The sequence below is a fragment of the Yoonia sp. SWMV100 genome, assembly GCF_056108365.1.
This window is the reverse complement of sequence record NZ_JBWBAQ010000003.1, coordinates 596,044-609,347: the sequence shown is the minus strand read 5'-3', so window position 1 is coordinate 609,347 and position 13,304 is coordinate 596,044. Positions and strand designations below refer to the sequence as shown.

General features: G+C 55.1%; 12 protein-coding genes. 5 read left to right on the top strand and 7 right to left on the bottom strand.

Annotated features, from left to right (window positions below):
* The first annotated feature begins 91 nt into the window (after nucleotides 1–91).
* Both mutS and ACXJGX_RS07795 read left to right on the top strand, forming a co-directional pair.
* Nucleotides 92–2,719, top strand: coding sequence for a DNA mismatch repair protein MutS (mutS, locus tag ACXJGX_RS07800; RefSeq protein ID WP_474780290.1), 2,628 nt, complete (start codon nucleotides 92–94; stop codon nucleotides 2,717–2,719).
* On the top strand, nucleotides 2,716–3,609 hold the full coding sequence (locus ACXJGX_RS07795; protein ID WP_474780288.1) for a DMT family transporter: 894 nt from the start codon (nucleotides 2,716–2,718) through the stop codon (nucleotides 3,607–3,609). Before mutS ends, ACXJGX_RS07795 begins: the two co-directional genes overlap by 4 nt.
* Here the strand turns inward: ACXJGX_RS07795 and ACXJGX_RS07790 are convergent.
* Complete coding sequence (locus tag ACXJGX_RS07790) at nucleotides 3,606–4,160, bottom strand: nucleotide exchange factor GrpE (protein ID WP_474780286.1); 555 nt, start codon at nucleotides 4,158–4,160, stop codon at nucleotides 3,606–3,608. The genes ACXJGX_RS07795 and ACXJGX_RS07790 overlap by 4 nt on opposite strands.
* A gap of 14 nt (nucleotides 4,161–4,174) precedes the next feature.
* A complete protein-coding gene (gene hrcA, locus ACXJGX_RS07785; RefSeq protein ID WP_474780284.1) occupies nucleotides 4,175–5,233 on the bottom strand; it encodes a heat-inducible transcriptional repressor HrcA in 1,059 nt (352 codons plus the stop codon).
* A 115-nt stretch (nucleotides 5,234–5,348) separates the two neighbouring features.
* Here hrcA and rph point away from each other — a divergent pair, with 115 nt between their 5' ends.
* The 3 genes from rph to hemW are packed head-to-tail and all read left to right on the top strand — an operon-like array spanning nucleotide 5,349 to nucleotide 7,814.
* A complete protein-coding gene (gene rph, locus ACXJGX_RS07780) occupies nucleotides 5,349–6,056 on the top strand; it encodes a ribonuclease PH (protein WP_474780282.1) in 708 nt (235 codons plus the stop codon).
* Nucleotides 6,056–6,664: an RdgB/HAM1 family non-canonical purine NTP pyrophosphatase gene (gene rdgB / locus ACXJGX_RS07775; RefSeq protein WP_474780280.1), complete on the top strand. Its 609-nt coding sequence runs from the start codon at nucleotides 6,056–6,058 to the stop codon at nucleotides 6,662–6,664. Before rph ends, rdgB begins: the two co-directional genes overlap by 1 nt.
* A complete protein-coding gene (hemW, locus tag ACXJGX_RS07770) occupies nucleotides 6,657–7,814 on the top strand; it encodes a radical SAM family heme chaperone HemW (protein WP_474780776.1) in 1,158 nt (385 codons plus the stop codon). The genes rdgB and hemW overlap by 8 nt, the downstream gene beginning before the upstream one ends.
* Here hemW and ACXJGX_RS07765 read toward each other — a convergent pair.
* The 5 genes from ACXJGX_RS07765 to mnmE are packed head-to-tail and all read right to left on the bottom strand — an operon-like array spanning nucleotide 7,811 to nucleotide 13,284.
* Nucleotides 7,811–8,698, bottom strand: a complete 888-nt coding sequence (locus ACXJGX_RS07765) for a ParB/RepB/Spo0J family partition protein (RefSeq protein ID WP_474780278.1) — start codon at nucleotides 8,696–8,698, stop codon at nucleotides 7,811–7,813. The two genes, hemW and ACXJGX_RS07765, sit on opposite strands and share 4 nt — an antisense overlap.
* 3 nt (nucleotides 8,699–8,701) lie before the next feature.
* Nucleotides 8,702–9,505, bottom strand: a complete 804-nt coding sequence (locus tag ACXJGX_RS07760) for a ParA family protein (protein WP_474780774.1) — start codon at nucleotides 9,503–9,505, stop codon at nucleotides 8,702–8,704.
* On the bottom strand, nucleotides 9,498–10,118 hold the full coding sequence (rsmG, locus tag ACXJGX_RS07755) for a 16S rRNA (guanine(527)-N(7))-methyltransferase RsmG (RefSeq protein ID WP_474780276.1): 621 nt from the start codon (nucleotides 10,116–10,118) through the stop codon (nucleotides 9,498–9,500). The genes ACXJGX_RS07760 and rsmG overlap by 8 nt, the downstream gene beginning before the upstream one ends.
* 2 nt (nucleotides 10,119–10,120) lie before the next feature.
* On the bottom strand, nucleotides 10,121–11,992 hold the full coding sequence (mnmG, locus tag ACXJGX_RS07750) for a tRNA uridine-5-carboxymethylaminomethyl(34) synthesis enzyme MnmG (protein ID WP_474780274.1): 1,872 nt from the start codon (nucleotides 11,990–11,992) through the stop codon (nucleotides 10,121–10,123).
* Nucleotides 11,993–12,003: 11 nt separating this feature from the next.
* On the bottom strand, nucleotides 12,004–13,284 hold the full coding sequence (mnmE, locus tag ACXJGX_RS07745; protein ID WP_474780272.1) for a tRNA uridine-5-carboxymethylaminomethyl(34) synthesis GTPase MnmE: 1,281 nt from the start codon (nucleotides 13,282–13,284) through the stop codon (nucleotides 12,004–12,006).
* Nucleotides 13,285–13,304: the final 20 nt, after the last annotated feature.

The window sequence follows — 13,304 nt, the reverse complement described above, 5'->3', positions numbered from 1 at the left end:
GGTTTCCCGATTGGACCCGCAACGGATTCATTTCGGGGTTTCACCGCAGTCCGCAGATCGGTAGTGTGGCCACGATGATGCGGGGGCATGTATGAGCACCAATAATTCCACAGTCACGCCAATGATGGCACAATATCTAGAGATCAAAGCGGCGCATCCGGATGCGCTTTTGTTCTACCGGATGGGCGACTTTTACGAGATGTTTTTTGATGATGCCGTGGCCGCGTCAGAAGCATTGGATATCGCGCTGACCAAGCGCGGCAAACACGACGACGCGGATATTCCGATGTGCGGCGTCCCGCATCACGCCGCCGAAGGGTATTTCCTGACGTTGATCCGCAAGGGGTTCCGCGTCGCCGTCTGCGAGCAAATGGAAAGCCCCGCCGAGGCGAAGAAACGCGGCTATAAATCCGTGGTCAAACGCGAGGTGGTGCGGCTGGTCACACCCGGCACATTGACCGAGGATTCCCTGCTTGATGCCCGCCGCCACAATTTTTTGGCGGCCTTTGCGACGATCCGCGATCAGGGGGCGCTGGCATGGGTTGATATTTCGACAGGCGCGTTTCACGTGATGCCCTGTAGCGGCGCGCATTTGGGACCTGAATTGGCACGCCTTACCCCCCGCGAAGTAATTGTTGTGGATGGATCAGAGGCAGATTGGGCTGGAATAGTGTCTGATTCAGGGGCAACACTGACCACATTGGGTGCCGCGGCGTTTGACAGCACGTCGGGCGACAAACGCCTGTGCCAACTGTATAAGATTGGATCGCTGGACGCGTTCGGCAGCTTTTCCCGCCCTGAAATTTCGGCAATGGCGGCAGTCGCGGAATACCTCGACATCACGCAAAAAGGAAACCTGCCGCTGATCCGGCCACCCGTCCAAGAAGGACAATCAAGCGCGATGCAGATCGACGCGGCCACCCGCAGGTCGCTTGAATTGACCCACGCGATGAATGGCGGCAAACAAGGGTCGCTTCTGCATTGCATTGACCGGACCGTCACGGCGGGCGGCGCACGAATGCTGGAACGGCGGCTTTCATCGCCGTCATGCACACTGTCGGTCATCACAGCACGCCAAAATTGCGTCGAACATCTGGTGCAAAACGCCCGCCTGACCGAAGATATCCGCGACCAGTTGCGAGGCGTGCATGATTTGGACCGTGCGCTGTCACGACTGGCGCTTGATCGCGGTGGTCCGCGCGATATGGCGGCCATTCGCAACACATTGGGGCAGGCAATTGGTCTGGCAAACTGTCTTGGATCCGATTTACCGCAGATTTTGGCAGATGCAGCAATATATCTGACCGGCCACGATACCCTTTTGGCGCTGCTTGACGATGCGCTGGTGGCCGAACCACCCTTGTTGGCCCGCGATGGCGGCTTTATCGCGCCTGGATATGACGCCGAATTAGACGAGGCCCGCAAATTGCGCGACGAAGGCCGATCCGTCATCGCCGCGATGCAGGCGGATTTTGTGGCGCTGTCTGGGGTGACGTCGCTGAAGATCAAGCACAACAATGTGCTGGGCTATTTTATCGAAACCACCGCGACCCATGCCGAAAAGATGATGGCGGCACCGCTGAATGAAACCTTTATTCACCGCCAAACCACCGCGAACCAAGTGCGGTTCACGACAGTGGAATTGTCCGAGATCGAAACGCGCATTCTGAATGCAGGTGGACGCGCGTTAGACATCGAAAAAAGACTCTATTCCAGCTTAACTCAGTCGATTGTGGCAAAGGCCGGTCCGCTCGGCGCGCTTGCGCGGGCCTTGGCGGAATTTGACTTGGCGGCAGCGCTTGCCCATTTGGCGACCCGTGAAAACTGGGCTCGTCCCGTGATCGACGACAGCCGCGCGTTTGACATTATAGGTGGCCGGCACCCGGTGGTCGAAGCCGCGTTGCAAAAGACAGGGACACCGTTCATCGCCAATAACTGTGGTTTGACAGACGCACCGATATGGCTTTTGACCGGGCCGAACATGGCGGGTAAATCGACGTTTCTGCGGCAAAATGCGTTGCTTGCGATCCTTGCGCAGATGGGCGGTTTTGTGCCCGCAACATCAGCGCATATCGGGATCGTCAGCCAGATTTTCAGTCGCGTTGGCGCGTCAGATGATTTAGCGCGCGGTCGATCGACATTTATGGTCGAAATGGTCGAAACAGCCGCGATCTTGAACCAAGCCGACGACCGTGCGCTGGTGATTTTAGACGAAATCGGGCGGGGCACCGCGACCTATGATGGTCTGTCCATCGCGTGGGCTACACTGGAACACTTGCACGATGTGAACCGGTGTCGCGCCTTGTTCGCCACGCACTACCACGAAATGTCCGCACTTTCGAACAAACTGACCGGCGTCGAGAACGCCACTGTGACCGTCAAGGAATGGGACGGCGACGTGATTTTCCTGCACGAGGTCAAACGCGGGACCGCCGACCGCAGCTATGGGGTGCAGGTCGCGCGATTGGCCGGATTACCGACGGTTGTGGTAGAGCGCGCCAAGGTCGTGCTTGAGGCATTAGAAAAAGGCGAACGCGAAGGCGGCGGCGCAAAAAAAGCAATCATCGACGATTTGCCGCTGTTTTCAGCCGTTGCCACGACAGCACCCGCCAAAGCCAAAATATCCGAGGTCGAAACCCGGTTGCGCGACATCCTTCCTGACGAACTCACCCCGAAAGAGGCGTTAAGCCTGCTTTATGAATTGCGCGAATTGCTGTGACCCGCCGCAAGCGCCTGATCAGTATCGGTGCGGTTCTTTTTGCGGCCTGTCTTTGGGGTACCACCGGCACCGTGCAAACCCTGCTGCCACCTGATCGTGAACCGCTTGCGGTAGGGGCGTTACGACTGGCGTTTGGGGCGGTATTTTTGCTGTGCCTTGCGATGGGAAAACCGCATACGCGGCGCGCGTTTCAGGATCTACCTACGGGGGGCGTTATCAGCGCCGCGTTGGCGATTGGCGCCTATAATCTATTGTTTTTCTACGCTGTTTCGCTGGCAGGCGTGGGCATTGGTACCGCCGTCACCATCGGTAGCGCCCCGGTTTGGGCCACCGCCTGGGAGGTCGCGACGCGAAGGCAACTGCCTGATCACATGCGCATTTTTGGGCAGGGTCTATCTGTTACCGGTGTTAGCGTGCTTGGGTTTGCGGCAGGTGGCGCACAAGGGTCCGTCGTTGGCGTGATTTTGGCGTTAATGGCCGGCGTTTGCTATGCGGCCTATTCACTGATCACCAGCCGGATGACACACCGCGCACCATCGACCACTATCGCCGCCGCCACTTTCAGCGCGGCTGCCATTATCACCCTGCCCGTGCTGTTGATTGTGCCGCTCGCATGGCTTGGCACGCCGTCGGCCTGGGGTGGGTTGGTATTTTTGGGCTTCGTGGCCACCGGATTGGCCTACGCGCTTTATACATGGGGTTTGATGCGTCTTGCGGCATCAACTGCCGTGACGCTGGCGCTTGCTGAACCTTTGACGGCATGGCTGCTCGCCACGTTTTTCATCGGCGAAGCGATGACCGTGCAAGGCATCACGGGCACGATCCTGATCTTGGTCGGTTTGGTGGCGGTGACGGCGTTTCCCGCCGTCACACGTGAAACATCCGGTTAGGACGCGGGCGTCGAAGAAACACCCACTTGGGCGGCACGCAGCAGACGGTCGTGCAGCATGAAACCTTCGGTCGCAACCTGAATAATATCGCCCGCTTTGGTGCCGGGTACGGGCGCTTCGAACATTGCTTGGTGCAGCTTTGGGTCGAACCGGTCACCGACTTCGGGGACAATCGGGTCGATCCCGTGGCGTTTGAACACGTTGATCAGCTCGCGCATGGTCAGCTCGACACCTTCCAACAGGGCCGCGTTCACAGCCTTGTCGGTATCTTCGACGGACTGCAACGCACGGCGCATGTTATCGTATACTGGCAACATATCGCGGGCCAGTTTGGAGCCGCCATAGTTTTCAGCCTCGCGGCGATCCCGATCGGACCGTTTGCGCATGTTTTCCGCGTCAGCCAGCGCGCGCATGAATTTATCGCGCAATTCGTCGCGTTCGGCGCGCAGTGCCTCGATCTCGTCAAAGCTGGCTTCTGCGGCCATGTCCATTTCATCGCCTTCCGCAGCGAGTTCATCAAGGCTTTGCAGGTGGTCTTCTTTGTCAGACATCGGTCTTTTTTCCTTTAGGAGCGATCGGCAATCAGTTTGCCAACCAGCTGTGCAGTATAGTTCACAATCGGGACGATCCGCCCATAGTTCAGACGAGTCGGACCAATGACGCCCACGGCGCCAATTATCTTACGGTCGGCGTTCATATAAGGAGAAACCACCAGAGAGGAACCCGAAAGTGAGAACAATTTGTTCTCTGAGCCAATAAAAATGCGCACACCGTCGCCTTCTTCGGCCAGATCCAGAAATTGGGCGATGTCACGCTTGCGTTCAAGGTCGTCAAACAGCGTACGGATTCGGGCCAAATCGGCCTCTCCGTCGTGAATAAGGTTCCCGCGGCCACGCACGATGAGCCGTTCCGTGGTTTCGCCTTCGTTTTCCCATAGCGCATAGCCGTTTTCGACCAAATCAGCCGCAAGGCTGTCAATTTCCTGTCGCCGCGCAGCAATTTCACGGGCGATAACCTTGCCCAGTTCCGACAAGGTATGGCCTTCGGCGATGGCATTCAGAAAATTCGCAGCCTCGCGCATCGACGACGGGGTTTGCCCCGCGGGCGGCGTAAAGATGCGGTTTTCGACGTGTCCATCTGCAAACACCAGAACAACCAACGCCCGTTCCCGCGAAAGTGAAACGAAATCAATGTGTTTGATTGCCGCTTCATGTTTTGGGGTCAAAACAAGGCTGGCACCCTGGGTCACACCGGACAGCGCTTGGCCGACCTGATCAAGAACGGTCGCGACGTCCTTATCATTGCTGCTGAGCGTCCGATCAATTGTCTGGCGGTCTTTGCCGTCCAGTTCACCGACTTCTAGCAAGCCATCAACGAACATCCGTAGGCCCAACTGGGTCGGGATACGACCAGCACTGACATGGGGGCTATCCAGCAACCCAAGGTATTCAAGGTCTTGCATCACATTACGGATCGTCGCCGCACTGATGTGTTCGGAAAAGTCCCGCGTCAGCGTGCGCGATCCAACTGGTGCACCGCTCGCCAGATAGCCTTCGACCACGCGGCGAAATACTTCGCGCGAACGTTCGTTCATATCGGCAATGATAGGCGATTGATCAGGCATCTTTTACTCTTTTCAGGGCCGGACAATTAAAACCAAACACACCCTGACGTCAATCGGGCTTGGATTTCATATGTGGGCAGCGTATCCCACCGTTACAATGAAAAGGAGTGACCCAATGCGCCCATCTGGCCGTCAGACCAACGAAATGCGTGAAATTTCTATTGAAACCGGCGTGACCATGCACGCCGAAGGGTCCTGCTTGATCAAATGTGGCAACACGCACGTGCTGTGTACCGCAACGATTGATAACCGCGTGCCGCCCTTTTTGAAAAATTCCGGGCTGGGATGGGTCACAGCCGAATACGGGATGCTGCCACGCGCGACGAACACACGAATGCGCCGCGAGGCCAAAGAGGGCCAATCAGGCCGGACACAAGAAATTCAGCGGCTTATCGGTCGATCCCTGCGGGCCGGTGTTGATCGGGTTGCATTAGGTGAACGCCAGATTGTCGTAGATTGCGACGTCATTCAGGCCGACGGCGGAACCCGCTGCGCATCGATCACCGGCGGCTGGGTCGCGCTTAAACTTGCCGTGCAAAAGCTGATGAAGGCTGGCGATGTGATCAGTGACCCATTGGTCGATCCCGTTGCAGCAATTTCATGCGGCATTTATGCGGGCCAACCCGTGCTTGATCTGGATTACCCAGAAGACAGCGAAGCCGGCGTCGACGGCAATTTTGTCATGACCGCAGGCAAATTGATCGAAGTGCAAATGTCGGCTGAAGGGTCAACTTATTCGCGTGACCAGATGAATGTCCTACTGGATCTCGCTGAAAAGGGCGTGGCAGAATTGACGGCAGCACAACTGGCGGCGGTCAGCTAATGCGGCGGTTTGATGGAAAACAACTGGTTATCGCGACCCACAACAAGGGCAAGCTGGTCGAGATCGCGGATCTTTTGGCGCCTTTCGGTGTGACGCTGTCGTCAAACGACGATCACGAGCTACCTGAACCCGAAGAGACAGAAACAACATTCGTCGGTAATGCCCGGATCAAAGCCCATGCCGCCGCAAAAGCAACCGGATTACCCGCACTTGCCGATGACAGCGGGATCACGATTGATGGGTTGAATGGCGCGCCCGGCGTTTACACTGCCGACTGGGCTGAAACACCCAATGGCCGCGATTTCGTAATGGCAATGGGCCGCAGTTGGGCAGAACTAGAATCTGTTTCTGCGCCCTATCCCCGCACGGCGCAATTCTGTTGCACACTGGTTTTGGCATGGCCGGATGGCCACGACGAAGTGTTCGCTGGTGTGATGCCCGGGCAGATTGTCTGGCCGATGCGCGGTGAACAGGGTCACGGATACGATCCGATTTTCCAACCTGATGGCTATGACATTACGTTTGGCGAAATGGACCGTTGGGAAAAGAACAAAATTAGCCATCGGGCTGACGCGTTCCGCAAGCTTGTTGCAGGTTGTTTTGCCTGAGGATTGGGAAAACGGCGGTTTCGGCCTTTATATCCATTGGCCGTTTTGTCAGGCCAAATGTCCCTACTGCGACTTTAACAGTCATGTGGTCGCAAAGATTGACCAAAAAGCATGGCAAGCGGCATACCTAAGCGAGATCGCGCGCGTTGGTGCCGAAACCAAAGGTCGCGTTTTGCGGTCCGTATTTTTTGGCGGCGGCACACCCAGCATGATGGACCCGGATCTGGTCGACGCGATCCTGACGCAAGTCCGTGCAACGTGGTCCATGGCCAACGATATTGAAATAACTCTGGAAGCGAACCCGACGTCAGTCGAGGCCGGACGCTTTGTCGGGTATCGGGACGCCGGGGTTAACCGTGTTTCGATGGGAATTCAGGCGCTGAATGACGCAGATTTGCGTGCCCTAGGCCGCCTTCATACCGCCCAAGAGGCGCTGGCGGCCTTCAGCACGGCCAGAGAGACGTTCGATCGCGTCAGTTTTGACCTAATTTACGCCCGTCAGGGCCAGAGTTTGACCGATTGGCGGGCTGAATTGACGCAAGCCTTGGGTTTAGCGATTGACCACCTGTCGCTTTATCAACTGACAATCGAAGACGGCACTGCGTTTGGCGACCGATATGCAGCGGGAAAACTGCGTGGGCTGCCAGATGACGATACCGCGGCGGACATGTATGCACTGACACAAGATGTTTGCGGTGCCGCTGGATTTGAGAGCTATGAAGTCTCCAATCACGCGCGGCCCGGGTTTGAAAGCATCCATAACCAAATCTATTGGCGATACGGTGATTACGCGGGGATTGGTCCCGGAGCCCACGGACGGTTGACGATGAATGGAACGCGGTTTGCGACCGAGGCGCCGCTTGCCCCAATGGGGTGGTTAGCGCAGGTTCAAAAGCAAGGGCATGGCGAAAGCGCACGGGTCGCGCTAAGCATCGAAATCCAACGGTCAGAGCTTTTGCTGATGGGAATGCGCCTGCACGAAGGTGTTCTTTTAGAGCGGATTAACAACGTAGATTCAGATGATTTTCAACGTAAAATCAAAGGGTTGACTGATCTTGGCATGGTCAGCATTGCGGACGACCGATTGCGTTTGACCGCAAATGGTCGCCCCGTGCTAAATGCTGTATTGCGTGCGCTTTTGGACGATTAATTGCCAGATAGCGCGCGCAGCAAATCATCCAATTGATCGAGCGATTTGTAGCTGATTGTCATTTTTCCACCCTCGTCCCCCGCTTTATGGTCAATTGTAACCTTCATCTTCAGCGTCGCAGTCAGCTCGTTCTCGATCTGCACAGTGTCGGCGTCTTTGGCGGTCGGCGTTTTTGCGCCCGGACGACGTTTAAGAGGTGGTCCCTGTTTAACCAGTTTTTCGACGTCACGGACCGACAGATTTCGCTGAATCACATCGCGCGCGATCTCTTTGGCGCGGTCATGGCCAATCAGTGCACGCGCATGCCCGGCGGTCAAATGGCCTTGAACAAGGTAATTCTGAACCTCTTCTGGCAAGTTCAGAAGCCGTAAAAGGTTAGCAATGTGACTGCGACTTTTCCCAAGCGCGGTCGCAAGCTGTTCTTGCGTATGACCAAAACGGTCCATCAACTGACGGTATCCAGCCGCCTCGTCCACAGCGTTCAGCTCGGCGCGCTGAATATTCTCGATAATCGCAACTTCGAGCACTTCGGTGTCGGTGTAATCGCGCAAAAGCACCGGAATCTCGTGCAATTTCGCGATCTGGGCGGCGCGCCAACGCCGTTCACCGGCCACGATTTCATATGTATCCGGGTCGTTTGGCGACACACGAACAATCAGCGGTTGAATAATTCCCTTTTCAGCGATCGACGCGGCAAGTTCCTGAAGGGCCTCTTCGCCAAAGGTCCGACGGGGCTGGTCGGGGTTTGGGCGTACCAGTTCAACCGGGACCATCATATCGGGGCGTCGGGGGGTGTCATCGACAACATCGTCCTGGGACACATCCGACATCAACGCCGATAGACCCCGGCCCAGCCCGCGCGATTTTTTTGTACTACGGACCATGCATCAACCCCTTTTTTTCTTAGCTTTTTGAATGACTTCATTGGCCAGCGCGCGATATGCAAGGCTGCCTTTTGAGCCCGAGTCATACTCCAAAACTGGCATCGCAAAAGACGGCGCCTCGCTAAGTCGCACGTTACGCGGAATAACCGTCTTGAACACCATATCGCCCATATTTTCGCGCGCATCGTCTTCAACCTGAAGCGATAAATTGTTCCGACGGTCATACATGGTAAGCACGATCCCCTCGATCCGAAGCGCGGGATTTGCTGTTTGGCGCACGTCGCGCACTGTAAGGATCAGTTGCGATAAACCCTCGAGCGCAAAAAATTCACTTTGGAGAGGCACAAGGATAGAATCTGCCGCTACCATCGCGTTAACTGTCAATATGTTGAGAGACGGCGGACAATCAATCAATATATAGTCGTATTTTGCCAACTCAACTTCATTGCTTTCAAACACGCTGCGTAACAAAAAACTACGTTTCTTGTTGTCGATCAGTTCCAGGTCAGCCGAGCTGAGGTCTGTTGTTGCCGGTACAATCGCGAGATTCGTAACCGAGGTCTGCTGACTGGATTCTTCAAGGGTCGAATCGCCAGAAAGAAGGTCATATGTTGTTATATCGCGCTTATCTTGATCAACACCCAGTCCAGTTGACGCATTTCCCTGCGGATCCAGATCTATCAGTAAAACACGTTTTTTCTGTTCGGCCAGGGCTGCACCAAGGTTGATAGTTGTGGTGGTTTTACCCACCCCACCCTTTTGGTTTGCAATTGCAATGATTTTTGGCCCGAATCTTGGTTCATTCATCGACACGAGATATCCTTTGGATGACCAGCACCTGCCCCTCAAGATCAGTTAAACTGGGCGACTCTTCAAGGTCAAAGCGCCATGATAGGCGTGCTTCTGCTATTTCTTCCTGTGCACGCTTTCCTTTGTGTAAAATAGCACGCCCATCCGGTGTAAGATGGCGCCCAACCAATGGAATAAGTGCCGATAAAGTAGACAATGCGCGCGCGGATACCACATCTGCCATTTGCGGTTCTGTTTTTTCGATCCGATCAGCGATCACTGTCACATTGAGGTGCAATTCACGAACTGCCGTCCGTAAAAACGTCGCTTTGCGCTGGTCACTTTCAATCAGTGTAAATTGCGCGTCAGGCTGAAGTTCTTTACCCATCACAGCCATCACGATCCCGGGAAACCCTCCGCCACTACCGATATCTACCCAGTGCGCGTATTTCTTGGGTGAAAACCCATAAATTTGTGCGGAATCAACGATATGACGCTCCCAGATATCTGACACGGTGCTGCTCGCGATCAGGTTTATTTTGGGCGTCCACTTACGTACCAACTCAGCGAATGCAGATAGGCTTTCATATGTTTCACGTGAAACATTCACGCCGCCGACATCAACTGACATCACTAAGTCCCTGTTTCCGAGTACGAAAGGCGCTTAAGTGCGCTGATTATTAGCATCAATGCCGCAGGGGTCATCCCTTCGATCCGTCCAGCATGTGCAATACTAACGGGCCGCACCTTGTTCAACTTCAGTACCAACTCTGTCGATAGTCCGCTTATGTCTAAGTAGTTCATATCGCTAGGAATAATCTGTTTCTCATCGCGCTCCAGCGCAGCAATGTCACGATCTTGCCGCGAAATGTAGTGTGCGTACAACGCATCTTTCTTGATCTGCTCTTGCACCGGCAATGAAATCTCTCCTACATCCGGGGCAATTTTCTTAAGTTGGTCAAAAGAGAAATCAGTCAACGCAAGCGCCTCTAGTGCGGATCGGCGCGGACCGTCAGCATTCAAGTTAACCCCCGACGACGCGATATCTCTCGCCGAAAGAACGATGTTCTTAAGAACTGCCTTAGCGTTGCCAATTTCTTCCATCTTTTCAGAGTACGCCTTCCAGCGATCATCCAATACGCAACCAATTTCGCGGCCGGTCTTAGTAAGTCGTTGATCTGCGTTGTCAGCACGCAACGATAGCCGAAATTCAGCGCGAGACGTAAACATGCGGTAAGGTTCAGAGACACCCCGGGTAATCAGGTCATCGATCATGACGCCGATATACGACTGACGCCGGCTGAACGTAATCGGATCTCGTTCCAGGGCTTGCGCTGCGGCGTTCAGACCAGCAACAAGACCCTGCGCCGCCGCCTCTTCATAACCTGTGGTACCGTTAATTTGCCCAGCAAGGTAAAGACCCGGAACATCACGCAACTCAAGCGTATCACGTAACGCATGGGGGTCAACGTAGTCATATTCGATTGCGTATCCAGGCTGCAAAATCACTGCGTTCTCAAGCCCGTAGATAGAATGTACGTAGTCTTCCTGGACGTCCTGAGGCAATGATGTGGAAATTCCATTGGGATACACCGTGTGATCATTCACACCTTCTGGCTCAAGGAAAATCTGGTGAGACGTTTTCTCTGCAAATCGCACAACTTTGTCTTCAATCGACGGACAGTATCGGGGACCAACCCCCTCAATGTGGCCTCCGTACATTGCGGACCGGCTAAGGTTGGCGCGGATGATGTCATGGGTCCGTTCATTCGTATGTGTAATTCCACAATCGATTTGCGGCGCGTAAACACCCTTTGACAGGAAAGAAAACAAAGTTGGTTCTGAATCTGTTGGCTGCGATTCGAGCAAATCCCATTTGATCGTGCGCCCATCCAGCCGCGGCGGCGTACCCGTTTTCAAGCGACCAAGCGGCAAACCGAATCCGTCTAATCGCTCTGCCATTTTCACCGATGGATCATCACCCATCCGCCCACCCGGTCGCGATACGTCACCGATATGGATAACACCGCGCAGAAATGTGCCGGTCGTTAGAACGACATTCGCAGCGGAATAGGAGGCGCCATCGCGCATTACGATACCGCGGACCGCTGTACCTTCCATCCGAAGATCCGTCGCTTCTCCCTCGATAACCTGAAGATTTTCAAGCAAATCTAACTCTGCCTGCATCGTTGTGCGATATATTGCCCGATCAGCTTGCGCCCGCGGTCCTTGCACTGCAGGACCCTTTTTGCGGTTCAACAGCCGAAATTGTATCCCGGCGCGGTCTGCCACACGCCCCATTACGCCATCAAGCGCATCGATTTCGCGAACCAAATGCCCCTTGCCCAACCCGCCAATCGCCGGATTACAGGACATGACCCCGATAGAGTGTTTCGTCAATGTTACCAATGCCGTGCGCGCACCCATCCGGGCAGCGGCATGGGCTGCCTCGGCACCCGCGTGTCCACCCCCGATAATGATGACATCAAAGTCATATTGTTTCACGTGAAACACTCCTATTTGCCGATGCAGAAGCTAGAGAAAATCTCGTCAAGGACATGTTCTACATCAACGCGCCCGACAAGGCTATCCACTGCGCGGATGGCTGACCGCAATTCTTCGGCACTCAGATCGACCATGCCATTTTCAATATCTAAACCCGCCTCCACCGCATCCAGATATTCTATTGCGTTCACCATCGCCAACCGGTGCCTTTCGCGCATTGCAATGCCGATACTACCAACGCGGTCTTTGAGAATGTGCGCGATCTGATCAACCAGCGCGTCAACTCCCGCACCCGTTTTCCCCGACACAGCCAGACCTGACCCCGCGTATAGATCGCCCTTTGCGCGAACAATGATGTCACTTTCGTCTATATATAGTGGTTCACTGTCGCCTACAGACAGCATATGGACCCTAATATCGGCTTGCTGCGCTCTTTCTTTGGCGCGTGCGACCCCAATGCTTTCCACAACGTCGTCCGTCTCGCGCATCCCTGCTGTATCCAACAACGTCACAGCAAGCCCATCGAGATCCAGCCGCACCTCGATCACATCGCGTGTTGTGCCAGCAATCTCCGAAGTAATTGCGACCTCACGGCCGGCCAATCGGTTCAACAACGTCGATTTTCCGACATTCGGCGCGCCAATGATGGCCACCTCGAATCCATCGCGCAAGCGTTCTGCAACCTTGACGCCTTGGGCCTCCCGGCGCATTTGGTCTTTCACCTCTGCGACCAGTCCCAACACTTCGGGTGCAACATCGACGGGAACGTCTTCATCCGCAAAATCGATTGTCGCCTCAAGCAAAGCTGCCGCTCGGATCAACTTGCGCCGCCAATTTTCCGCCAGCTCACCCAATGCACCTGAAAACACGCGCACAGCTTGTTTGCGTTGGCTTTCCGTTTCAGCGTCTATTAAATCGGCAAGCCCTTCGACCTGCGCAAGATCAAGGCGCCCATTTTCCAACGCCCGCCGCGTGAACTCTCCCGGGTCGGCGGGTCGCAAATCTGCGTCGTTCCCAAGCACGCGCAACACCGCATTTACCACCGCAGGGCTGCCGTGCAAATGTAGCTCGACCACCTCTTCACCAGTGAAACTTTTGCCTTTGGCAAAACGCAGGACAAACGCCTCGTCCAGAAGTAGTCCGTCGCGATCGTGAATCGCCCGCACGCCACGTTGCTGTGGAACATCGCCCATCAGTCGGCCCGCCGCCAAAACAGCGGCCGGACCAGACAAACGTACAACAGCCACACCAGCGCGGCCCTTTGCCGTAGCTAAGGCGAAAATCGTGTCCATATTTTAACCAATTGTTTTAT